Source organism: Streptomyces sp. NPDC096132 (genome assembly GCF_044763345.1).
Lineage (GTDB): Bacteria > Actinomycetota > Actinomycetes > Streptomycetales > Streptomycetaceae > Streptomyces.
The window spans coordinates 314,086-336,413 of record NZ_JBIWGA010000006.1; the positions used below are offsets into that span (position 1 = coordinate 314,086).

Annotated in this window: 21 protein-coding genes and 1 riboswitch; of the genes, 9 read left to right on the plus strand and 12 right to left on the minus strand. The window is 70.3% G+C overall.

The annotated features are described in order from the left end of the window. Positions 1-43: 43 nt before the first annotated feature. The 4 genes from groL to thrC all read right to left on the minus strand — a co-directional run bounded on the left by groL (position 44) and on the right by thrC (position 4,337). A complete protein-coding gene (gene groL, locus ACIRF9_RS17095; RefSeq protein ID WP_403822026.1) occupies positions 44-1,666 on the minus strand; it encodes a chaperonin GroEL in 1,623 nt (540 codons plus the stop codon). Between the two features lie 333 nt (positions 1,667-1,999). Next, positions 2,000-2,206: a cold-shock protein gene (locus tag ACIRF9_RS17100; protein ID WP_007493268.1), complete on the minus strand. Its 207-nt coding sequence runs from the start codon at positions 2,204-2,206 to the stop codon at positions 2,000-2,002. 453 nt (positions 2,207-2,659) lie between these two features. Next, complete coding sequence (locus ACIRF9_RS17105; protein WP_403822030.1) at positions 2,660-2,938, minus strand: MoaD/ThiS family protein; 279 nt, start codon at positions 2,936-2,938, stop codon at positions 2,660-2,662. A 112-nt stretch (positions 2,939-3,050) separates the two neighbouring features. Further along, the gene (gene thrC, locus ACIRF9_RS17110) at positions 3,051-4,337 is read right to left on the minus strand and encodes a threonine synthase (protein WP_403822032.1); all 1,287 of its coding nucleotides are present in this window, start codon (positions 4,335-4,337) and stop codon (positions 3,051-3,053) included. Positions 4,338-4,355: 18 nt separating this feature from the next. Beyond that, positions 4,356-4,502: riboswitch (SAM riboswitch) on the minus strand. Between the two features lie 178 nt (positions 4,503-4,680). On the opposite strand from thrC, the gene ACIRF9_RS17115 reads away from it, so the two are divergent. Both ACIRF9_RS17115 and ACIRF9_RS17120 read left to right on the plus strand, forming a co-directional pair. Continuing rightward, entirely contained in the window at positions 4,681-5,625 is a 945-nt protein-coding gene (locus ACIRF9_RS17115; protein ID WP_403822035.1) for a glucosyl-3-phosphoglycerate synthase, read from the plus strand. A 104-nt stretch (positions 5,626-5,729) separates the two neighbouring features. Then, positions 5,730-7,151 (plus strand): trehalose-6-phosphate synthase, encoded by a 1,422-nt coding sequence (locus ACIRF9_RS17120; RefSeq protein WP_403822038.1) that lies wholly within the window; start codon positions 5,730-5,732, stop codon positions 7,149-7,151. Here ACIRF9_RS17120 and otsB read toward each other — a convergent pair. The 3 genes from otsB to ACIRF9_RS17135 form a co-directional block, all read right to left on the minus strand. Further along, a complete protein-coding gene (otsB, locus tag ACIRF9_RS17125; protein ID WP_403822041.1) occupies positions 7,139-7,996 on the minus strand; it encodes a trehalose-phosphatase in 858 nt (285 codons plus the stop codon). The genes ACIRF9_RS17120 and otsB overlap by 13 nt on opposite strands. Before the next feature lie 256 nt (positions 7,997-8,252). Further along, positions 8,253-8,492, minus strand: a complete 240-nt coding sequence (locus ACIRF9_RS17130) for a DUF3263 domain-containing protein (RefSeq protein ID WP_403822044.1) — start codon at positions 8,490-8,492, stop codon at positions 8,253-8,255. Positions 8,493-8,546: 54 nt separating this feature from the next. Continuing rightward, complete coding sequence (locus ACIRF9_RS17135; RefSeq protein WP_403822453.1) at positions 8,547-9,797, minus strand: ABC transporter substrate-binding protein; 1,251 nt, start codon at positions 9,795-9,797, stop codon at positions 8,547-8,549. 234 nt (positions 9,798-10,031) lie between these two features. Here ACIRF9_RS17135 and ACIRF9_RS17140 point away from each other — a divergent pair, with 234 nt between their 5' ends. Continuing rightward, a complete protein-coding gene (locus ACIRF9_RS17140) occupies positions 10,032-10,976 on the plus strand; it encodes an ROK family protein (RefSeq protein WP_403822047.1) in 945 nt (314 codons plus the stop codon). Positions 10,977-11,053: 77 nt separating this feature from the next. Beyond that, positions 11,054-12,202 (plus strand): N-acetylglucosamine-6-phosphate deacetylase, encoded by a 1,149-nt coding sequence (gene nagA / locus ACIRF9_RS17145; RefSeq protein WP_403822050.1) that lies wholly within the window; start codon positions 11,054-11,056, stop codon positions 12,200-12,202. On the opposite strand, the gene ACIRF9_RS17150 is transcribed toward nagA, so the two are convergent. Next, a complete protein-coding gene (locus ACIRF9_RS17150) occupies positions 12,199-13,437 on the minus strand; it encodes an RNA-guided endonuclease InsQ/TnpB family protein (protein ID WP_403822053.1) in 1,239 nt (412 codons plus the stop codon). The two genes, nagA and ACIRF9_RS17150, sit on opposite strands and share 4 nt — an antisense overlap. A gap of 301 nt (positions 13,438-13,738) precedes the next feature. Between ACIRF9_RS17150 and ACIRF9_RS17155 the strand changes: the two genes are divergently transcribed. Continuing rightward, positions 13,739-14,662 carry a 1-phosphofructokinase family hexose kinase gene (locus ACIRF9_RS17155; RefSeq protein WP_403822056.1) on the plus strand — a complete coding sequence of 308 codons (924 nt, stop codon included), beginning with the start codon at positions 13,739-13,741 and terminating at the stop codon, positions 14,660-14,662. Positions 14,663-14,664: 2 nt separating this feature from the next. On the opposite strand, the gene ACIRF9_RS17160 is transcribed toward ACIRF9_RS17155, so the two are convergent. Both ACIRF9_RS17160 and cdgB read right to left on the minus strand, forming a co-directional pair. Further along, positions 14,665-15,621 carry a carbohydrate-binding protein gene (locus ACIRF9_RS17160; RefSeq protein ID WP_403822059.1) on the minus strand — a complete coding sequence of 319 codons (957 nt, stop codon included), beginning with the start codon at positions 15,619-15,621 and terminating at the stop codon, positions 14,665-14,667. Positions 15,622-15,764: 143 nt separating this feature from the next. Further along, on the minus strand, positions 15,765-17,435 hold the full coding sequence (gene cdgB, locus ACIRF9_RS17165; protein ID WP_403822062.1) for a diguanylate cyclase CdgB: 1,671 nt from the start codon (positions 17,433-17,435) through the stop codon (positions 15,765-15,767). Positions 17,436-17,802: 367 nt separating this feature from the next. Between cdgB and ACIRF9_RS17170 the strand changes: the two genes are divergently transcribed. Both ACIRF9_RS17170 and ACIRF9_RS17175 read left to right on the plus strand, forming a co-directional pair. Then, positions 17,803-18,390 carry a flavin reductase family protein gene (locus tag ACIRF9_RS17170; RefSeq protein WP_403822065.1) on the plus strand — a complete coding sequence of 196 codons (588 nt, stop codon included), beginning with the start codon at positions 17,803-17,805 and terminating at the stop codon, positions 18,388-18,390. A gap of 61 nt (positions 18,391-18,451) precedes the next feature. Then, complete coding sequence (locus ACIRF9_RS17175) at positions 18,452-18,934, plus strand: GNAT family N-acetyltransferase (protein ID WP_403822068.1); 483 nt, start codon at positions 18,452-18,454, stop codon at positions 18,932-18,934. Between the two features lie 40 nt (positions 18,935-18,974). On the opposite strand, the gene ACIRF9_RS17180 is transcribed toward ACIRF9_RS17175, so the two are convergent. Continuing rightward, entirely contained in the window at positions 18,975-19,976 is a 1,002-nt protein-coding gene (locus ACIRF9_RS17180; protein ID WP_403822071.1) for an alpha/beta hydrolase, read from the minus strand. Positions 19,977-20,086: 110 nt separating this feature from the next. Next, on the minus strand, positions 20,087-20,524 hold the full coding sequence (gene arfB, locus ACIRF9_RS17185) for an alternative ribosome rescue aminoacyl-tRNA hydrolase ArfB (protein WP_403822074.1): 438 nt from the start codon (positions 20,522-20,524) through the stop codon (positions 20,087-20,089). A gap of 178 nt (positions 20,525-20,702) precedes the next feature. On the opposite strand from arfB, the gene ACIRF9_RS17190 reads away from it, so the two are divergent. Both ACIRF9_RS17190 and ACIRF9_RS17195 read left to right on the plus strand, forming a co-directional pair. Next, positions 20,703-21,278, plus strand: a complete 576-nt coding sequence (locus ACIRF9_RS17190; RefSeq protein WP_403822077.1) for a TerD family protein — start codon at positions 20,703-20,705, stop codon at positions 21,276-21,278. Between the two features lie 87 nt (positions 21,279-21,365). After that, positions 21,366-22,322, plus strand: coding sequence for a GNAT family N-acetyltransferase (locus tag ACIRF9_RS17195; RefSeq protein ID WP_403822080.1), 957 nt, complete (start codon positions 21,366-21,368; stop codon positions 22,320-22,322). The last annotated feature ends 6 nt before the right edge of the window (positions 22,323-22,328 follow it).

The window sequence follows — 22,328 nt, forward strand, 5'->3', positions numbered from 1 at the left end:
GGATACCGCCCTCGGTAAGGACGTTGATCAACCGTCAGGTCGATCAGAAGTCCATGTCACCGCCCGGCATGCCGCCGCCGGCCGGGGCCGCGGCCTTCTCCGGCTTGTCGGCGATGACGGCCTCGGTGGTGAGGAAGAGCGCGGCGATGGAGGCGGCGTTCTGCAGGGCAGAGCGGGTCACCTTCGCCGGGTCGATGATGCCTTCCTTGACCAGGTCGACGTACTCGCCGGTCGCGGCGTTGAGGCCGTGACCCGGGGTCAGGTTGCGCACCTTCTCCACGACGACGCCGCCCTCGAGGCCGGCGTTGACGGCGATCTGCTTCAGCGGGGCCTCGAGCGCGAGCTTCACGGCCTGGGCGCCGGTCGCCTCGTCACCCTCGAGCTCCAGCTTCTCGAAGACCTGGGAGGCCTGCAGCAGGGCCACGCCACCACCGGCGACGATGCCCTCCTCGACGGCGGCCTTCGCGTTGCGGACGGCGTCCTCGATGCGGTGCTTGCGCTCCTTGAGCTCCACCTCGGTGGCGGCGCCGGCCTTGATGACCGCGACACCGCCGGCGAGCTTCGCCAGGCGCTCCTGCAGCTTCTCGCGGTCGTAGTCCGAGTCGCTGTTCTCGATCTCGGCGCGGATCTGGTTCACACGGCCCGCGACCTGGTCCGAGGAGCCGGCACCGTCGACGATGGTGGTCTCGTCCTTGGTGATGACGACCTTGCGGGCCTTGCCCAGCAGGTCGAGGGTCGTGTTCTCGAGCTTGAGACCGACCTCCTCGGAGATGACCTCGCCGCCGGTGAGGATGGCGATGTCGTTCAGCATCGCCTTGCGGCGGTCGCCGAAGCCCGGGGCCTTGACCGCGACGGACTTGAAGGTGCCGCGGATCTTGTTGACGACCAGGGTCGACAGGGCCTCGCCCTCGACGTCCTCGGCGATGATCAGCAGCGGCTTGCCCGACTGCATGACCTTCTCCAGAAGCGGGAGCAGGTCCTTGACGTTCGCGATCTTGGAGTTCGCGATCAGGATGTACGGGTCGTCGAGGACGGCCTCCATACGCTCCATGTCGGTGGCGAAGTACGCCGAGATGTAGCCCTTGTCGAAGCGCATACCCTCGGTGAGCTCCAGCTCCAGACCGAAGGTCTGGGACTCCTCGACGGTGATGACGCCTTCCTTGCCGACCTTGTCCATGGCCTCGGCGATCAGCTCGCCGATCTGGGTGTCGGCGGCGGAGATGGAGGCCGTGGAAGCGATCTGCTCCTTGGTCTCGACATCCTTCGCCTGCTCGAGCAGCGCACCGGAGACCGCCTCGACGGCCTTCTCGATACCGCGCTTCAGAGCCATCGGGTTGGCGCCCGCGGCGACGTTGCGGAGGCCTTCCTTGACCAGGGCCTGGGCCAGGACGGTCGCGGTCGTCGTGCCGTCACCGGCTACGTCGTCCGTCTTCTTCGCGACTTCCTTGACCAGCTCGGCGCCGATCTTCTCGTACGGGTCCTCGAGCTCGATCTCCTTGGCGATGGACACACCATCGTTGGTGATCGTGGGGGCGCCCCACTTCTTCTCGAGGACGACGTTGCGGCCCTTGGGGCCGAGCGTCACCTTCACGGCGTCCGCGAGCTGGTTCATGCCGCGCTCGAGGCCGCGCCGCGCCTCCTCGTCGAACGCGATGATCTTGGCCATGTGAAGTGGTCCCTCCAGGACTGGGGGTGATTCCTTCGGACCGCGCCCGCGCCCGCGACGGACGGCTCGCATGCCGCGTGGTTCCTTGCCCCACCTGGCCTGCGGGCCTCACCGACCCGGTCCTTCTTTGTCACTCTCACCTTCAGAGTGCTAACGCCAATGATTAGCACTCGGCATGGTCGAGTGCAAGCGCCTCCGCCTGATCCGCAGGTGAACACGGGCGCCCCGCGCCGCCCACGCGCCCCTCCCGGCCATGCCGAAGGGCCCGTACCCAGGAGGTACGAGCCCTTCGAAGATGAAACAGAAGAACGACGCTGTCAGTCGGCGCGTGCTTCAGCCGGTCGCCAGTCGGACCATGTCCGCCTGCGGCCCCTTCTGGCCCTGCGAGATCTCGAAATCGACCCGCTGACCCTCTTCCAGGGTGCGGTACCCGTCCATCTGGATCGCGCTGTAGTGGACGAAAACATCCGCACCACCGTCGACCGCGATGAAGCCGTACCCCTTCTCCGCGTTGAACCACTTGACGGTGCCCTGAGCCATGCCTAACTCCCCTATTACTGGCCCTTGCACAGATCCACACTTCGCGGATCCGGGTCAGACCTCACCCCCCAGTTGGATTGGGGGCGTGCGCCGGAACGCGTCGACCGCGGCCGAATGTATCTGTCCAACTGCCCTCTGCAACAGGTCACTTGGACGAGAATTCTGGACGCACACGATCCGGAATGTGGCGAGAATTCGCCAGAATTCAGGGCAAGTCGGGCCCCGCAAAAGCCACAAAAGCCACGGAAGCGGCACGCACTTTGGCCACTTCTTGTCGGGCGTAAGGCAGAATTCAAAGGCTCCGGATCAGGGTTTCGCGACCCGGTTCCCCAACTGTACCGCGCTCAACCACACTGAATTGCCCCCTCCGCTTCTCTCACGGAGGGGGCAATTCGATGAACTCTCGGTAATCACTGTTACCGACGGTTACTACCGGTGGGTACTGAACAAGGGTCAGCAGCCGCCGGCGACGGCCGGGATGATGGAGACACCCGCGCCGTCCGGCGTCGCCGTCTCCAGCCCCTGCTCGAACCGGACGTCGTCGTCGTTCACGTACACATTGACGAACCGCCGCAGCTTGCCCTGGTCGTCCAGGACCCGGGCGGCGATCCCGGTGTGGTTCTTCTCCAGATCCGAGATGACCTCCCCGAGGGTCGCGCCCTCGGCGGAGACCTCGGCGGCGCCGCCGGTGTAGGTGCGCAGGATGGTGGGGATGCGGACGTTGACGCTCACGATGTGACCTCCGGTCAGGTGCGTGCTTTTCAGGGGCGCGGGGCTGTATCGATTTGCGGCTGCGCCGCGGGGCGCGACCAGCCCCCACCGGCCCGCAGACGAACAACGACTCTTAGGCGAGCCCAGCCTCACGGAAGGACTCGAGGTTCGGACGGATCGTCGCGGTGAGTCCCGTACCAGCCACCGCATCCAGCGTCTTCAGACCATCACCGGTGTTCAACACCACCGTGGTCTTCGTCGGGTCCAGCAGCCCGTTCTCGATCAGCTTCTTCGTGACGCCGACGGTCACACCCCCGGCGGTCTCCGCGAAGATGCCCTCGGTCCGGGCGAGGATCTTGATCGCCTCGACGACCTGCTCGTCCGTCACGTCCTCCACGGCCCCACCCGTACGCCGAGCGATGTCGAGAACGTAAGGACCGTCCGCCGGGTTGCCGATCGCCAGCGACTTGGCGATGGTGTTCGGCTTCTGCGGCCGGACGACGTCGTGCCCGGCCTTGAAGGCCACCGACACCGGCGAACAACCCTCCGCCTGCGCGCCGAAGATCTTGTACGGCTTGTCCTCGACGAGCCCGAGCTTGATCAGCTCCTGCAGACCCTTGTCGATCTTCGTGAGCTGCGAGCCGGAGGCGATGGGCACGACCAGCTGGTCGGGGAGCTCCCAGCCGAGCTGCTCGGCGATCTCGTACGCGAGCGTCTTGGAGCCCTCGGCGTAGTACGGCCGCAGGTTGACGTTGACGAAGCCCCAGCCCTCGCCCGCCGGGTCGCCGATGAGCTCGGAGCAGAAGCGGTTGACGTCGTCGTAGTTGCCCTCGATGCCGACGAGCTCGCCGCCGTAGATCGCGGCCATGACGACCTTGCCCTGCTCCAGGTCGTGCGGGATGAACACGCAGGAGCGGAAGCCGGCGCGCGCCGCCGCGGCGCCCACCGCGCCGGCCAGGTTGCCGGTGGAGGAGCAGGAGAGGGTGGTGAAGTGGAAGGCGCGGGCGGCCTCGATGGCCTGGGCGACGACCCGGTCCTTGAAGGAGTGGGTCGGGTTGCCGGAGTCGTCCTTGACGAAGAGCTTGCCGGCGTCGACGCCGAGCTCACGCGCCAGGTTGTCGGCCTTGACGAGCTTGGTCCAGCCGGGGTTGATGTTGGGCTTGTCCGCCACGTCCGCCGGGACGGGCAGCAGCGGCGCGTAGCGCCAGATGTTCGCGGGTCCCGCCTCGATGCGCTTGCGGAGCTCCTCCGTTTCGTAGGAGGAGAAGTCGTACGCGATCTCGAGCGGGCCGAAACACTCCTCGCAGGCGAAGACCGGGCCGAGGGGGACGCGGTGACCGCACTCGCGACAGCTCAACGCCGCGGCGGGACCCAGGTCTACGGTGGAGGCGGTGGTGGTTTCAACAGTCTGCGCAGCCATGTGAGGCGAGGCCCTTTCTCCTCATCTTCCTCACGACGCATCTCGCCGTGAGACGGATTTGGCACCTTCCCTAGCCGGGAGCCTCACCACGACGACGTGGTCAGACCGGCTGGAGGGTTGCCGGGGCTTCATCGGGCCGTGTCCCTCTGCCCCTCTGGATGAGCGGTATGTGGTTGTTGAACGCTGAACGCCTGATGACCTCGGACATGCGATGGTCATCCGCGTTGTTCAAGACTGTAACCGAAGGCCAGGACAGTTGAGATAGTCGTCCGAACCGCGAGATGGATCACACGGTCACCTGCCGTGCACCCGGTGTGATCACGACAGTGAGGAGCCGCTGACTGTGCTGGAAGAAGCCGAGCGCTGGCTGGCCACCCGCTCCTGGTCGGTGACCGATCGCCCGCTCCACCGGATCCTGGCGGCCAAGCGCGCCACGGGCCAGTCGGTGTCCGTGGTCCTGCCCGCGCTGAACGAGGAGGAGACGGTCGGCGACATCGTCGCCGTCATCCGTCACGACCTCATGCAACAGGTCCCGCTCGTCGACGAGATCGTCGTCGTCGACTCGGGCTCGACCGACCGTACGGCCCAGGTCGCGGCGGCGGCGGGCGCGCGTGTCGTCCACCGCGACACGATCCTCCCCCGCATCCCGGCCGTGCCCGGCAAGGGCGAGGTCCTGTGGCGCTCGCTGCTCGTCACGACCGGGGACATCGTCTGTTTCATCGACGCGGACCTGAGGGAGTTCTCCTCCGACTTCGTCTCGGGCATCGTGGGCCCCCTGCTCACCGACCCGGGCGTGGACCTGGTCAAGGGCATGTACGACCGTCCCCTGGCCGGCGCGGCCGGCCAGGGCGGGAGGGTCACCGAGCTGATGGCCCGGCCCCTGCTGAACATGCACTGGCCGCAGCTGGCCGGTTTCGTGCAGCCGCTCGGCGGTGAGTACGCGGCCCGCCGCAGCCTGCTGGAGCAGCTGCCCTTCCCCGTCGGGTACGGGGTCGAGCTGGGCATGCTGGTGGACGCGCTGCACCTGGTGGGGCTGGACGCCCTCGCACAGGTGGACGTGGGGGTGCGCAAGCACCGCCACCAGGACGGGCAGGCGCTCGGCCGGATGGCGGCGGCGATCTACCGCACCGCCCAGCTCCGCCTGGCCCGCGGCCACCTGATCCGCCCGTCCCTCACCCAGTTCGAGCGCGGCGGCGACGGCTTCGAGCCGCGCACCTACTCGGTGGACACCGAGGAACGGCCGCCGATGGCGGAGATCGCCGAGTACGCGGCGCGCAAGGTCGCGTAACACCGGGGGCGGGCCGTATACGGGTGATATACGGCCGGAAACGGCCCGCCTACCGGCTGCGACCGTACGTTTGAGCGTTTCCCGTCCGGGCTAGGTTGAGGCGTATGGCTTCCACGCACGACGCTGCTGCTGCTGCTCGGGGTGCTCAGGTGCTGGTCGCGTCAAACCGCGGCCCGGTCTCCTACACGGTGGGCGAGGACGGCTCGCTGCACGCGAAACGCGGGGGTGGCGGGCTGGTCTCCGGTCTGTCGGCCATCGGCCCCGAAGCGGGCGCCCTCTGGGTCTGCTCGGCGCTGTCCGACGGCGACCGGGAGGCGGTCCGGCGCGGGGTCGGCGAGGAGGGCGTGCGGATGCTGCCCATTCCCGCCGACGTGCACGCGGACGCCTACAACGGCATCGCCAACTCGGTCCTCTGGTTCATCCACCATCTGCTCTACCAGACCCCGCTGGAGCCGGTCTTCGACGCGGAGTTCCGGCGCCAGTGGGCGTCGTACGAGACGTACAACCGCGCCTTCGCGGAGGCCCTGGCGCAGGAGGCGGCGCAGGGCGCGGCGGTCCTCGTCCAGGACTACCACCTGTGTCTGGTCCCCGGGCTGCTCCGCGAACTCCGCCCCGACCTGCGCATCGGCCACTTCTCGCACACGCCGTGGGCACCCGTGGACTACTTCGGGCTGCTGCCCGCGGACATCCGGGAGCGGCTGCTGAGGGGCATGCTGGGCGCGGACCGCCTGGGCTTCCTCACCCGGCGCTGGGCGGACGCGTTCACGGCGTGCTGTACGGAGTTCGCCGGCGGCCTGGGGAACACGCGGATCGGCGTGCACGGTCTCGGCGCCGACGCCGACTTCCTGCGCGAGCGCTCGCACCGGCCGGACGTGGAGGAGCGGATCACCGCCCTGCGCGAGGAGATCGGCGGCGAGGGGCGGAAGGCGATCGTCCGGGTCGACCGCACCGAGCTGTCGAAGAACATCGTGCGCGGCCTGCTGGCCTACCGTCAGCTGCTCGACGACCACCCCGAGTGGCGCGAGCGGGTCGTGCACGTCGCCTTCGCGTACCCGTCCCGCCAGGACCTGGCCGTCTACCGGGAGTACACGGCGGAGGTCAGCCGGGTCGCGGAGCAGATCAACGAACGGTACGGCACCCCCGGCTGGACGCCCGTCCTGTTGAACCTCAAGGACGACTTCGCCCGCTCCCTCGCCGCGTACCGCCTCGCGGACGTGGCTCTGGTCAACCCCATCCGGGACGGCATGAACCTCGTCGCCAAGGAGGTCCCCCTGGTCTCCGACGAGGGCTGCGCGCTGGTGCTGTCGCGGGAGGCGGGGGCGTACTGGGAGCTGGGCGAGGACGCGATCGTGGTGAACCCGTACGACGTCCTGGAGACCGCCCGCGCCCTGCACGAGGCCCTCACCATGAAGCCGGAGGAGCGAGCCGACCGCGCCAAACGGCTGGCGGCGGCCGCGACCGCGCTGCCCCCGGCCCAGTGGTTCCTCGACCAGCTGACCGCCCTGCAGCGACTTCAGCCGAGCTGACCGCCCAGCTCCCGCAACAGCCGTACGACCCCGGCCGGGCCGTCGACGACGAGGTCCGCGCGGGCCGCCAGCTCGGCGACCTCCGTGCTGCCGCTGCAGACCAGGAGGCCGGGGACGCCTTCGGAGCGGAGTCGCTCGACGGCGGCGAACGCGGGGAGGTCACCGAGGTCGTCGCCGGCGTAGAGGACGGACTCGGCGCCGGTCTCGCGGACGTGGTCGAGGAGGGCGACGCCCTTGTCCATGCCGGGGGGCCTGAGCTCCAGGACCAGTCGGCCGGGTTCGACGATCAGGCCGTGGCGGCCGGCGAGGTCGGTGAGGGGTTCACGCAGGGCGTCGAAGGCGGCCTGGGGTTCGGTGGCGCGGCGGGTGTGGACGGCGACGGCCCGGCCGCCCTTCTCCTCCACCCAGACGCCCGGCCATCGCCCGGCGGCCTTGTCCAGGACGTCCGGCAGCTCCGCCCGCACGGCGGCGACGCCGGGGTGCGGGGCGGGGGCGGTGATCTTGCCTGTGCGGGCCTCCCAGCGTTCGGCGCCGTAGTGGCCGAGGACGGCGAGGTGTTCCAGGCCCTCCGCTCCGGCGAATCCGCCGTTCCGTACGGCGACCTCGGCCGGGCGGCCGGTGATGACGGCGACGGCGGCGACCTTCGGGGCGAGGGCCGTGAGGGCGGGGAGGGCGTCGGGGTGGGCCCGGGCGTCCTCCGGGTTCTCGACGATGGGGGCGAGGGTGCCGTCGAAGTCGAGGGCGACGAGGGTGGTCGACGGGCTGCTGAGGATCGCGTCCAGCGCGGCGCGGCCTGCGGGGGTAGTGGGTGCGGGGTCCGTGGAGTGCGTCTCTTGGGTGCCCATACGGCGACGATAGCCGCGGGGCGCCGGAGCCGGGGCCGGTGCTGGTGGCTGGGCGGGGGTGGGTCGCGCAGCCCGGCGCTCACGGGGTGCCGCCACGCCCACCCTCCCCCACTCCCGGCTCCGCTCGAGCGGGGGGCACTTTCTGGCGCCGGGCAGCTGCGCACACCTAGGGGCGCGGGGCTGTGTCGATATGCGGCTCCGCCGCGTGGGCGCGACCAGCCACGACGGACCCGCAGCCGAAGTCAGCCGGCGGAGGTCATCTTTCGCCCCTCCGTGCCTCCCTCACCCTCCTCAGCCTGTTCACCGTCACCGGGGCGTGGGCCAGGGCGCGTGGATCGTCGAGGAGGGCGTTGAGGAGTTGGTAGTAGTGGACCGGCGACAGGTCCAGCTCCTCACGGATGGCGCGTTCCTTCGTGCCGGGCCCGGGAAAGCCTCGCCCCTCCAGGGCGAGGATGCTCCGCTCCCTCGCCCCCAGCTGCTCCTCGTGCCGCTCCATGGCTGCACCGTACCGCCGCCCACTGTCACCGCCCCCGCCCAAGGCGTCGTCGCCTCACTCGCCGGTGTCGTTCTCCGCGCCAGTGGCCGTCGCCTGCAGATCGCCCAGGACCGTGGCGGGACTGCCGGACGACGAGACGGCCTTGCCGATCCGCTGCTTGACCGACGCGCTGACCTGCGCCCAGGAGGTCCGCCCCACGGGGTAGAGCTGGGACAGCGGGAGTTCCTCGAGGAACGGCCGCAGCTCGGCGTCCTCGTCGGCCGTGCTCATGACCAGGGAGGCGGAGGTGGTGACCGGCAACAGGTCGTACTCGCGGGAGAAGTCGAGCACGTTCTCGTCGTCGTAGACGAAGTCGAGGAACTTGCCGATCTCCTCGGCGTGCCCGTTCTCCTTGAAGGCCATCATCCAGTCGGCGACGCCCATGGCGACCCTGCTGGGGCCGTCGACGCCGGGCATCGGCACCATGCCGACCTTCACGCCTTTCTCGACGGCCGTCTTCATCAGGGACGGATGGCCGTTGAGCATGCCGACCTGTCCGTCGGCGAACGCGGCGAACGCGTCCGCGCGGTTGAGCTTGCCCGGCGCGACGGGCCCGGTGAGGCCCTTGCCGACCAGCTTGTCCTTCAGCCAGGTGAACGTGTCGATGTTCTCGGTGGAGTCGATGCTGTAGCTGCTGACGGTCTGGGTGTAGCCGCCTCCGCCGCTGAGCAGCCACTGCATGGTCTCGGCCTGTGCCTCCTCGGGCCCGAGGGGCAGCGCGTAGGGGTACTTCACGCCCTCGGCCTTGAGCGCCTCGGCGTCCTCGGCGAGCTCGGCCCAGGTGGTCGGCGGGGTGATCCCGGCCTTGGTGAAGAGGGTCTTGTTGTAGAACAGCAGCCGCGTGGAGGAGGCGAACGGCATGCCGTACTGCGTTCCGCGCACCTTGCCGGCGGTGGCGAGCTGCTGCACGAAGTCGGCCTGGGTGGTGACGGAGAGGACGTCGTCGACCTTGTACAGCTGGTCGGCGGCCGCGTAGTCGGCGTAGGCGCCGATCTGCGCCATGTCGGGCGCCCTGCCCGCGTCGACCATCGCCTTGACCTTGGCGTCGACGTCGTTCCATGAGTAGACGGTCACGTCGACCGTGACGTCCGGGTGCTCCTTCTCGTAGGCCTCGACGAGCTCGGCCCAGTACTTCTTGGAGCTGTTGGCACTGCTGTCGCCGTAGTCGGCGGCGACCAGTCTCAGGGTGACGTCACCGGAGCCTCCGGTGAGTCCGCAGCCGGAGAGGACCACGGTCATGCCCAGTGCGGACACCCCCGCGATCATCCCGGCGATCGTTCCCGACTTACCTGCCCGCTGCACTGCGCTTCTCCCGAGGTTCCAGAGTGATTGTCCAATATATGGACAACTGATTGTTCCTACCAATGGACCGTTATCCGGACCAAGGTCTACACCACATGTGTGGACTAGACCTCTTTCGGGCCACTTGGGGGCGCACAGTACTCCCCAGAGGGGTAAGTGGACTAGACCTCTTGTGGGTCCTCGGGCCACACTGTTCCCGTGAGACATGTCATCGCCCTCGACGTGGGCGGCACCGGGATGAAGGCCGCGCTGGTCGGGGCCGACGGCGCCCTCCTGCACCAGGACCGCCGGGCCACCGGCCGTGAGCGCGGCCCCGACGCGGTGGTCGCCGCCATCCTCGACTTCGCCGCCGACCTGCGCGCCCACGGCGTCGAGCACCTCGGCGAACCCCCGGCCGCCGCCGGCGTCGCCGTACCCGGCATCGTCGACGAGACGCACGGCGTCGCCGCCTACGCGGCCAACCTGGGCTGGCGGGACGTACCCCTGCGCGAGCTGCTCACCGCACGGCTCGGCGCCCCCGTCGCCCTGGGCCACGACGTCCGCACCGGCGGGCTCGCCGAGGGCCGCGTCGGCGCGGCCCGGGGCGCGGACCGCTTCCTGTTCGTGGCGCTCGGCACCGGCATCGCCGGCGCGATCGGCGTCGACGGCCGGGTGGAGGCGGGCGCGCACGGCTTCGCGGGCGAGATCGGCCATGTCGTCGTACGGCCCGGCGGGACCCCGTGCCCGTGCGGCCAGCGCGGCTGTCTGGAGCGGTTCGCGTCCGCGGCGGCGGTGAGCGAGGCGTGGGCGGCGGCCACTGGAGACCCCGAGGCCGACGCGGCGGACTGCGCCAAGGCGGTCGCGTCCGGCGACCCGAACGCCGTCCGGGTCTGGCAGCAGGCCGTGGACGCCCTCGCCGACGGCCTCGTCACCGCCCTCACCCTGCTGGACCCGCGCACCCTCGTCATCGGTGGCGGCCTCGCGGAGGCAGGAGAAACCTTGTTCACACCGCTGCGGGACGCCGTCCGGCGGCGGATCACCTTCCAGCAGATGCCGGACATCACCCCGGCGGCCCTGGGCGACACAGCGGGCTGCCGAGGCGCGGGGCTCCTGGCCTGGGATCTGCTCGACCACACCATCGACAGTTCGGAGGTAACCGCGTGACGGCAACGCCCTCAGGGGCGCGGGGCACTGCGCGATCAGCCACAGCGCTCCTGCACCCCGCGACGGCCCGAACCCCCATGGTGCTCGGCGGTGCCAACGTGGTCATGCCCACAGGAACCGTCGAAGGCGGCCACGTCACCATCGAGGGCACACGCATCACCGGTGCCGCCCCGGCAAACGCCCGCCGGATCGACGTCTCCGGCCACTGGCTGGTCCCCGGCTTCATCGACATCCACAACCACGGCGGCGGCGGAGCCTCCTTCTCCAGCGGCACGGCGGAAGACGTCCTCAAAGCCGTCCGCACCCACCGGGCCCACGGCACCACCACCCTCGTCGCCTCCACCGTCACCGACGACATGGACGTCCTGGTCCGCCAGGCCGGCCTGCTGAGCGAGCTCACCGAGCAGGGCGACCTGGCCGGCATCCACTTCGAGGGCCCGTTCATCTCGCCGTGCCGCAAGGGCGCGCACTCCGAGGAACTGCTGCGCGACCCGGACCCGGCGGAGGTGCGCAAGCTGCTCGACGCGGCACGCGGCCAGGCACGGATGGTCACCCTGGCGACCGAACTCCCCGGCGGCCTGGACTCCGTACGGCTGCTCGCCGAGCACGGCGTGATCGCCGCGGTGGGGCACACGGACGCCACGTACGAGCAGACGGTTCAGGCCATTGAAGCGGGGGCGACGGTCGCCACCCACCTCTTCAACGCGATGCCCGTCCTCGGCCACCGCTCCCCCGGCCCGATCGCCGCGCTCCTGGAGGACGAGCGGGTCACGGTGGAGCTCATCAACGACGGCACGCATCTGCACCCCGCCGCTCTGGAGCTGGCGTTCCGTCACGCGGGCGCGAGCCGGGTCGCGTTCATCACCGACGCGATGGACGCGGCCGGCATCGGTGACGGCCGCTACATGCTCGGCCCGCTGGAGGTCGAGGTCAGCGAGGGTGTGGCGCGTCTGGTGGAGGGCGGTTCGATCGCGGGCTCGACCCTCACCCAGGACCGCGCCTTCAAACGCGCGGTGACCATCGACCGCCTCCCCGTCGAGGACGTCGTCACGGCCCTGTCCACCAACCCGGCCCGCCTCCTGGGCCTCACCGACACCGTCGGCTCCCTGGAGCCCGGCAAGGACGCCGACCTGGTCCTCCTGGACGAGAACTTCGACCTCAAGGGCGTGATGCGCAAGGGGGATTGGGTGGTGGATCCCCAACTGGGGTCAACTACCTGGCGCTAGGGCGCCTGGCTTGCACAACGGGCATCACTGGCGGTGATGCTGCGTTCGCGTCCAGCCCCGCCCCGCTGGCGCGGTGGTGGGGCAGGGGCCGTTGACGGGGCCCCGCTTCGCCACAACTCCCACGCGCGGGCGCGGATGTTGCGGGAGCTGTTCCGGTCCGCGTGATCAACGAATCCGCAGTTCCGGCAGGCGAACCAGGCCTGGGAGACCCGGTTCGCCTTGTCGATGTGCCCGCATTCGGCGCAGGTGCGCGAGGTGTACGCCGGATCGACGTACACCACCGGCACTCCCGCCCGGCGGGCCTTGTACCCAATGAAGCTGCCCAGCTGGGCGAACGACCAGCTGGAGTGAGTGGCCCGTTGGGGCTTTCGAAGCCGTACCCGCTCACGGATGCCCGTCAGGTCCTCCAGGGCGATCCCGCGACCGGTGCGTTCTGCCTCGGCCACCACATGCTTCGCGATCTTGTGGTTGATGTCCTTCGCCCGCCGCGCCTCCTTGCGCCGCCGCTTCTTCAGGCGGCGCCTGGCGGACGGGGTGTTCTTCCTCTGGAGCTTGGTGCGCAGCTTCCGTTCCCGGACACGGCTGCGGTTGATCTCGCGTCCGGCCATGATCTCGCCGTCGGAGGTGGTGGCGATGTTGACGATGCCCAGGTCGATCCCGAGGAAGTCGCGCGGATCGGTGCGCGGCTCGGCTTCGGGGACCTCGCAGGTCGCCAGCAGGAACCACTTGCCGTCCCGGCACAGCAGATCCGACTCGCCCTTGCGGTACAGGGCCAGCGTGGCCAGCTGCTCCGGGGACGTAGTTAAGGCCACGTCCTTCATGCGCCCGGCCACGGACCAGATCGAGACTCGCCGTTCAGGGATCTGCCAGGACAGCATCCGGTCGTCGTACGGCTGCGCCCCTTCCGACCGGAAGACGATCGGCTTCCCAGTGGCCTTCCGGTACCGCTTCGAGCCGGGCCTGCCCAGATTCCCCGCCGTCAGGTTCGCCTTCAGCGTGGCGTACGCGTCACACGTCTTCTTGATCACATGCTGGGCGGCCTGCGCCCCCAGCCCCCACCGCACCTTGACCTCGCCGTAGGTGTGCTCACGCAGCGCGAAGTTCCGCTTCACGTCCTTCTCGAACGCCACACCGCTGGCCCAGGTGGCTGCCTCATTGCAGGCACGCAGAGTCGCCTCCAGCGCCGCCGCCTGCTCGGGCGTCGGCAGCAGTCTCACCTGCACGGTCAGCTTCACGATCACCCAACGTACACACATGTACGACCACCCGCCGCACGTTCCCGCTCGATCACCCGACCGAGTGAACCGTCACCGGTGCACCCAGCAGCGATATCGCGGCACTCCGCGCCGCAACCACAAAAATGCGATTCCTCCCAGGGCTGAAGCCCTGGGGTTCCTCACTGGAACACGCTGAAAAGTCTCCTCCGCCGAGGACGGTGACCGACCAGGGGTCTGGGCCGGTCGCCGTCCTTTTGGCATGATCGGGCCCCGGAAACCGTCACGCGCACACGACATCACTCGGGGGAGGTCGGCACAGGTGATCCTCACGGTCACGCTGAACACCGCTCTCGACATCACATACCGCGTGCCGGTCCTGAGGCCGCACGCCGCACACCGGGTCACGGAGGTGACGGAACGTCCGGGCGGCAAGGGGCTGAACGTGGCGCGGGTGCTGGCCGCGCTGGGGCACGACGTGACGGTCACCGGTTTCGCGGGCGGGGCGACCGGCCGGGTCGTACGGGAGCTGCTCCCGGTGTCGATCGAGGACGCGCTCCTGCCCGTCTGCGGCGCCACCCGCCGCACGGTTGCCGTCGTCGACACCCGTACCGGTGACACCACCCAGCTCAACGAGCCCGGCCCGCTCATCGGCCCGGCCGAGTGGTCCGCCTTCCAGGAGGCGTACGAGGATCTGGTCGCCGACGCCGACGCGGTGGCCCTGTGCGGGAGTCTGCCGCCGGGGGTGCCGGTGGGGGCGTACGCGGGTCTGGTGCGTACGGCGCGGGCCGCGGGCGTACCCGTCCTGCTGGACACCAGCGGGGAGCCGCTGCGCCGCGGGGTCGCCGCCCGCCCGGACATCGTCAAGCCGAACGCCGACGAACTGGCCGAACTCACCGGCTCGCACGAGCCGCTGAGGGCGACTCAGGACGCCCGGCGGCGCGGCGCGCAGGCCGTGGTGGCCTCACTGGGCCCGGACGGTCTGATCGCGGCGACCGCGGTGGGCCGCTGGCGCGCCACCCCGCCGACCCGCATCCACGGCAACCCCACGGGCGCCGGCGACTCGGTCGCGGCCGGCCTGCTCTCGGCCCTGGTGGAGGGCCTGCCCTGGCCGGCCCGGCTGGCGCGCGCGGTCGCGCTGTCCGCGGCGACGGTCCTGGCCCCGGCGGCCGGCGAGTTCGACCGGGCCGCCTACGAGGAGCTGGTGGCGCGGATCGCGGTGACCGGGGAGGCCACCGCGGCCTGAGCTCAGTTCTGCTTGCCCGCCTTCAGGTACAGCTGGTCCAGCAGCACGTTGCACTTGTCGCCGTTCTCGCAGGACAGCGTGATCGTGTTGGTGCCCTTGGTGAGCGAGGGGTACGAGTAGGTCGTCGTCCAGCCCTTGGCGAAGTCGCCGTCCTCGGCGCCGGTGTAGTTCTTCATGTTGAACTTGCTGCCGAAGACCTTGCCGTTGATGGTGAGCGTCATGGCCTGGTCGTCACCGGCGGCGCTGTAGTGCGCGTAGAGCGTGTAGGTGCCGTCCTCGGGGATGCCGTTGACGTTCCACGTGACCGACGCGCCCGTGTTGTTGAGGTTGCCGACGTAGATGCCGCCGTCCGCCTGCGCGCCCTGGACGTCGGAGGCCAGTGTGGCGCCGCCGCCCAGCTTCAGGGCCTTCGCGTCGATGGTCGGCAGTTCCTCGGCGCCCGCCTCGCCGGTGGACGACTCGCTGGGCGAGGCGCTCGCGGAGGCGGAGGCCGAGGTGGAGACCTGGTCGCTCGCCTTGTTGTTGTCGTCGGCGCCGTCGTCGCCGTTGGCCATCGCGACCGCGATGCCGATCACGACCGCCGCGACCACCGCGACCGCGCCGATCAGCAGCCCCTTGGTGTTGGGACCGCGGCCGCGGCCACCGCCGCCATGGGCCTGCTGCCGGCCCGTGGGGGCCCCGCCGGGGAACGTCTCGGGGGCCGCGTAGTTCGCGTTCGGCTGGCCGTACGCGCCCTGCTGCGGGACCGTCGGCGGCTGGCCGTACTGCCCGTACTGCGCGGTCTGCTGCTGCGGCTGCCCGTACTGGCGCTCGCCGACCGCACGCACTCTGCTGACCGAGCCGGGGTAGCCGTAGCCACCGGAGGGCGGCTGGGCGCCGTTGGCCTGGCCGTCGGCGTAGAGGTAGCCGAACGGGTCGTCGTCCTCGGGCGTACTCGCGCCGTTGTTGCCGGGCGTCATCCCTTCGTACTCCTCAACAGGTGCGGGGCTGATGCGATGCAAGGTGAGAGTTGCGAGCCTACCCGGTTCCGGTGCCCCAAACGGGTGACTCGGATCGCATCAGCTCTGCTACCAGGCTGTTGACCTGGCGGTACGTCGTGGATTCAGCCCGCACGCCTGTGCTGTTTGGGACGAGATCGTTTCTCGACGTACATCCGTTCGTCGGCGGACTTCAGGACTTCGTCCGCGGTCATCCCGCAGTGCGCCCATCCGATGCCGAAACTGGCGCCCACCCGGACGGCCCGGCCCTCGGCCCGGATCGGCTGGATGATCTCGTTGCGCAGGCGTACGGCGAGGTCGGCGGCGTCGGCCCGGCCGAGTCCGTCGGCGAGGATGACGAACTCGTCGCCGCCGAGCCGGGCGACCGTGTCGCCGTCGCGGACGGCCCGCGACAGGCGCCGGGCGACCTCGATGAGGACCGCGTCGCCCGCGTTGTGCCCGAACCGGTCGTTGATCGACTTGAAGCCGTCGAGGTCGCAGAAGAGGACCGCGAGGCCCTTGGTGCCGTCGTCGCGCGCGGCGTCCTCGGGGGCGGCGGTGTGGACGTGGTGGTCGTAGCCGTCGTACGTCTCGACGCCGGCCGGCCGGTAGTCGAAGCCATGGCCGTTGGCGTCGAACGCGGGGTGGCCGTAGGTCTGGTCCATGGCGTCGACGGCGGCGGGGTGGGTCGACTGGGGGCGCTGGCAGATCCGGGCGGACAGGCGCGAGCGCAGTTCGGCCGAGTTCGGCAGGCCGGTGAGGGAGTCGTGCGAGGCGCGGTGGGCGAGCTGGAGCTCGCGGCGCTTGCGTTCCTCGATGTCCTCGACGTGGGTGAGGAGGAAGCGGGGCCCGTCGGCGGCGTCGGCGACGACGGAGTTGCGCAGGGACACCCAGACGTAGGTGCCGTCCCGGCGCCCGAGCCGCAGTTCGGCGCGGCCGCCCTCCGCCGACGTACGGAGCAGGGTGCCTATGTCCTCGGGGTGGACGAGGTCGGAGAACGAGTAGCGGCGCATCGCGGAGGCGGGGCGGCCGAGGAGGCGGCACAGGGCGTCGTTGCTGCGCAGGATCCGCCCGTGCTGGTCGCCGCCCATCTCGGCTATCGCCATGCCGGAGGGGGCGTACTCGAATGCCTGCCGGAAGGATTCCTCGCTCGCCCGCAGGGCCTGCTGCTCACGCTCCAGGCGGACCAGCGCCCGCTGCATATTCGCACGTAGACGCGCGTTGCTGATGGCGATGGCGGCCTGGAAGGCGTACATCTGGAGCGCCTCGCGCCCCCACGCTCCCGGCCGGCGGCCGTTGCGCGGCCGGTCCACGGACAGGACGCCGATCAGCTCGCCGCAGATGCCGCCGCTCCCGGGGGGCGCGGGCGTGTACATGGGGGCGAAGAGCCGGTCCGAGGGGTGCCACTCGTCCTCGAAGCGGGGCGCGGGCCCGTCGGTGTACCACTGCGGGACGTCGTCGTCGTCGAGGATCCAGCCCTCGGTGTGGGGTATGAAGACCAGGTCGCCCCAGGTCTCGCCCATGTTCAGGCGCCGCTCCCAGGACGTGCGCGAGCCGACCCGGCCCGTGATGAGGGCCTCGGCGGCCGGGTTCCCGGCGAAGGCGGCCACCACGAGGTCCCCGTCGGGGCGTACGAGGTTGACGCACGCGAGCTCGTAGCCCAGCGCGCTTACCACACCATCGGCGACGGTCTGCAGTGTGTCGGCCAGGCTGCGGGCCGTGTTCATGTCGGCCATGACCTGGTGCAGCTGTCGCAGGGACGCAAGGCGGACGTACGGCTCCGACTCGGTCTCCATGCTTCGCCCTCCCCCCGAGACTTCGCAGCGAATCAAGGGTTGTCTTCGGCGTAACGTTCGTTTCTGTCGTTCCAGTCCGTTGCGTATGTCCTAGTGACACCTCCGCCACTGAATCACAGCGCGCTCCCCACTCGGTACACAGGGTCAACAATTAATGCGTCTTGTGACTCAAGTCACAGATGAACCTGAACATTTGAGTGGAGTTTCTGCGTTTTCCCTGTGTGTTTACTGAACACAGACGACACACAGAAGCACGCTACGGACGGGAATTGTTCCCGCTCGCTCCGTGGTCGGTCCACGGACCTACGACCCTACTGGGACCGAGGACCGATGCGGGGCGCCCCGGCCCGACACTAGCGTTCCGGACGTGGCTCCCGACGTACTGAAGACCTCTCCCGCACCCACTCCCTCCACCGCCCCCGGGCATGCTGTGGGGGTGAGCAACGACGAGTTCCGCGCGGTCATGTCCCGGCTGGCCGGCGGGGTGGTCCTGGTGACCGCGCAGGAGCCGCCGCTGGACCCGGACGACCCCGGGGCGCCGGCCGGCGAGTACGCCGGCATGACGGCGACGGCGTTCCTGTCGGTCTCCCTGGAACCGCCCCTGGTGCTGGTCAGCCTGCGCACGGGCTCCCGCATGGACGACCTGCTCGAGGAGCAGCCCCTGTGGGCGGTGTCGGTGCTCTCCGAGAGCCAGCGGCACATCGCGGGCCGCTTCTCGATGAAGGGCCGCCTCAGCGACCGGCTGCTCTTCGAGGACATCCCGTACGTCCGCGGCGAGGTCACCGGCGCGCCCCTGGTGGGCGGTGCGCTGGGCAACCTGGAGTGCCGGACCGAGCAGCGGGTGGAGGCGGGCGACCACACGCTGGTGATCGGCCGGGTGCTGGCGGCGAGGGTGCCGAGTGCGGACGGCGGTCCGCTGGTCTATTTCCGCGGCCGGTACCGGCAGTTGGGCTGACCGAGCCGGACTGACGGGAATTCAGTGGCCCGTTGCCGAACGCACGTCTTACGTTGCGCGGATGACGGAGACGACGAAGACGACCCCTTCTCTCAGGCTCGAAGAAATCACCCCGGCGAATATCGACGCGGCTCTTGCCGTCAAGGTCCACCCGGAACAGGAATTCGCAGTCGCACCGGTTGTGAAGTCGCTCGCGGAGGCATACGTGCACCCCGGTGTCGCCTGGCCGCGGCTGATCATGGACGGCGATCGTCCCGTCGGCTTCCTCATGGCCTTCTTCGACATCGACTGGAAGCTCGACGGCACCCTCGTCCGCTCCGGCCTGTGGCGCCTGAACATCGCGGCCGGCGAGCAGGGCCTGGGCTACGGACGTTTCGCGGTGCAATCAGTCGCAACCGAACTACGCAACCGCGGCGCCAAGGAACTCTGGGTCACCTGGCACGAGGGCGAACACGGCCCCGAAGACTTCTACCTGGGCCTCGGCTTCCACAAGACGGAGGAACGGGTGGAGGGGGAGGTGGTGGGGGTGTTGGCGCTGACTTGAGCCTGGGGCGCGCCTTGGGTTCGGGGCCCACACCCTGGGCTCAGGCCCCGGCCCGGGTGCGGCACTCCTCCAGGAAGTCCAGTAGGCGTAGGTGGTGGCGGCGGGCGGTGTGGCCGAGGCTGATGTTGTGGCCGGCGTCCGGCTCGTGGTCGATGCGGACCAGTGGGGCGGTGAGCGAGCCGGTCAGCTCCCGCAGGGCCGGTGGGTCCCAGGCCCACAGTCGCTCGTACTCGGCGAAGGTGAAGCGCACCGGGACGCGGATACGGCGGGCCACCTCCGCGTACCGGCCGGGCCAGTCGGGGATCTCCTCCGCCTCCCGTGCCGGGACGGGTGCGACGAAGTCGCGGGCCAGCCGGAAGGTGTCCGGCGGGTACAGCGTCAGCGGCCCCCAGTGCAGACGGGGGTCGGGGCGGTGCCGCAGGGCGGCCAGCCGGTCGGGCGGTACGGCCCAGCGGGCGCCGACCCCGGAGACGTCCACGCCGAGGAGCCCGTCGTCCCGTCCCGCGGTGGCCGCCGTGGTCAGCGCGACCTTGCCGCCCAGGGAGTGGCCCACGAGGAGGAAACCGGCCCCCGTCTCCCGCTCGGCGGCGTACGCGCGCAGGGCCGCCCGCACACACCGTGCCTGCTCGGTGAGGCACAGCCCGTGCGGCAGCAGACGCGCGGAGGCGCCGTAGCCGGGGCGGTCCAGGGCGAGGGCGGCGTAGCCGGTGCCGGCGGCGAGGGAGAGCAGCGAGGTGGAGGCATCGGCCTGACCGTGGAAGTACCCGGCGGCCATGCCACTCCCGTGCAGGGCGACGAGGACGGCGCGCGGCGGGGTGTCCGGGGGAAGAGCCAGCAACCCGGAGAGCCGAACCCCACCGGCGGCGAGCTCGATGCGTTGGACCTGCGGGACCCGGCGGGTCGGCTGGGGCGGCGAGACCGGCCGGGTCAGCCGGACCGGGCGGGTCAGCCGGACCAGGGGTGCATGCTCGGCGTGCTCGTCCGGCCGGCCCTGTCCAGCCGGCTCGGCCGGCTCGGCCTGCTGCGCTTGCTGAAAGGGCATCGGGGTCGCTCCTCGCTTCCAGGCTCTGCCGTCCAATGTCACACCGACCTGAGCGGGCGGCGAGGTGACGAGGGCCTGTAGAGGGTTGCCCGAGGCCCTGGCGCCTGTTCTCAGGCCCAGTCGCGCCCCGTCCTCCCCCGCTTGGTCTCGGACCGCTGCTTCTTCTCGCGCAGCCGCCGTTCGTTGATCCCGCGCGGGATGCGAGTGGGCCGGCGCGGCTTGGGCGGGGGCGCGGTGGCCTCCGCGAGCAGCGCGGCGAGGCGTACGGCGGCGGTCTCGCGGTTGCGCCACTGGGACCGGTGCTCGGAGGAACGGACCGTGACGACACCGTCGACGAGTCGCCCCGCCAGCCGCTCCAGCGCCCGCGCCTTCCACACCTCGGGAAGGGCCTCGGTACGGGCCAGGTCGAACCGCAGTTCCACCTGCGAGTCACTGGTGTTGACGTGCTGCCCGCCCGGCCCCGAGGACCGCGAGAAACGCCACATCAGCTCGGCCTCGGGGAGCGAGACGGAGCCGCGGATGAGATAGGGACCGGACATGCCGACCATGTTCCCGCCGAGGTCGGGCCCGAGTCACGCGAATATCCCTCGGTAAAGAAAGTAAAGAAACAGGTGAGTCGCTGGGAACCTTGACCGCGCTTCGCTGCGTTCATAGGGATAGCTGTAGCTTCGTGCCCGTACGAAGCCAGTCACGAAGCCGTACGCAACGAGGGAAGGACTCCCAACCATGGCTGTAAGCCTGTCCAAGGGTGGCAACGTCTCGCTCACCAAGGAGGCTCCGGGCCTGACCGCCGTCACCGTGGGCCTCGGCTGGGACGTCCGCACCACCACCGGCACGGACTTCGACCTCGACGCCTCCGCGATCGCGGTCAACCCCCAGGGCAAGGTGTACTCGGACGCCCACTTCGTCTTCTTCAACAACAAGCAGACCCCGGACAGCACCATCGTCCACACCGGCGACAACCGCACCGGTGAGGGCGCGGGCGACGACGAGGCGATCAACGTCAACCTGGCGGGTCTCCCGGCCGACATCGACAAGATCGTCTTCCCGGTCTCGATCTACGACGCGGAGAACCGCTCGCAGAACTTCGGCCAGGTCCGCAACGCCTACATCCGCATCATCAACCAGGCCGGCGGCGCCGAGATCGCCCGCTACGACCTCTCGGAGGACGCGGCGACCGAGACGGCGATGGTCTTCGGCGAGCTCTACCGCAACGGCGCCGAGTGGAAGTTCCGCGCCGTCGGCCAGGGTTACGCCTCGGGCCTCGTCGGCATCGCCCAGGACTTCGGTGTGAACGTCTGAGCGACCCCTCGCACCGCACGCACCACACGGAGCCCCCGGCCGGAAATGGCCCGGGGGCTCCGGCGCACCCCCGGGTAGGTTGCCCGGATGATCCTCGAATCCCTGCCCCTCACCGCCGACCACGACATCCCGGCCCCCCTCCTCACCGAACTGACCGCCCTGTACGCCTCCAACCGCGAGTTCCAGGCGCTCAGCGGCGACTTCCCGGACCCGGACGACATCCGGCCGGAGCAGGTGGCGAGGGCCCTCGCGGAGGAGTTGGCGAACCCTGACGTGGAGGTGCTGCTCGCCCGCGCCGAAGGACGGCTCGTCGGCGTGGTGATCACCCTGGCCCGGCATCCCGACCCCGCCGACCCCGACCCCTGGATCGGGCTGCTGGTGGTCGACGCGGGCCGGCACGGAGAGGGGCACGGGCGGCGGATCGTCGAGGGGGTGGAGGATCGGTTCCGCGGCGACGGCCGTACCGCCGTGCGGCTCGCCGTCCTCGACGCCAACCCCAAGGGACTCGCCTTCTGGACCGCCCTCGGGTACGAGGTCATCGATCACCGGTCCGATCGCCAACTCGGCCGTGCCTGTGCCGTGTTGCGCAAGCAGCTCCGCAGGGAGCGCCCCGCCGCCCGGGTCGCCGTGCTCGACCCCGACGGCGCCGTCTTCCTCTTCCGGTACTCCAACGCCGAGGACGGCGTCCACTGGGCGCTGCCCGGCGGTGGTCTGGAGGCGGAGGAGACCCCGGCGCAGGGGGCCCTGCGGGAGCTGCGGGAGGAGACGGGGTGGGAGGACCTCGTGCTCGGTCCCCTCCTGTGCACCTGGGAGCACGACTTCGTCCGGATGCGGACCCATGTCCACCAGCGCGATCACATCTACGTCGCCCGTGGCCCACGCCGGGAGCCCGTCGGCCCGCACATCGCCGCCGTCCACGCCTCGGACGGCATCCTCGGCGCACGCTGGTGGAGCCGTGAGGAACTGCACACGCCCGCCGAGCCGGTGTGGCCGCCGCAACTGGCCCAGCTGCTGGACCGGTTCGAGTCCGGCGACGAGGTCTGAGCGCGC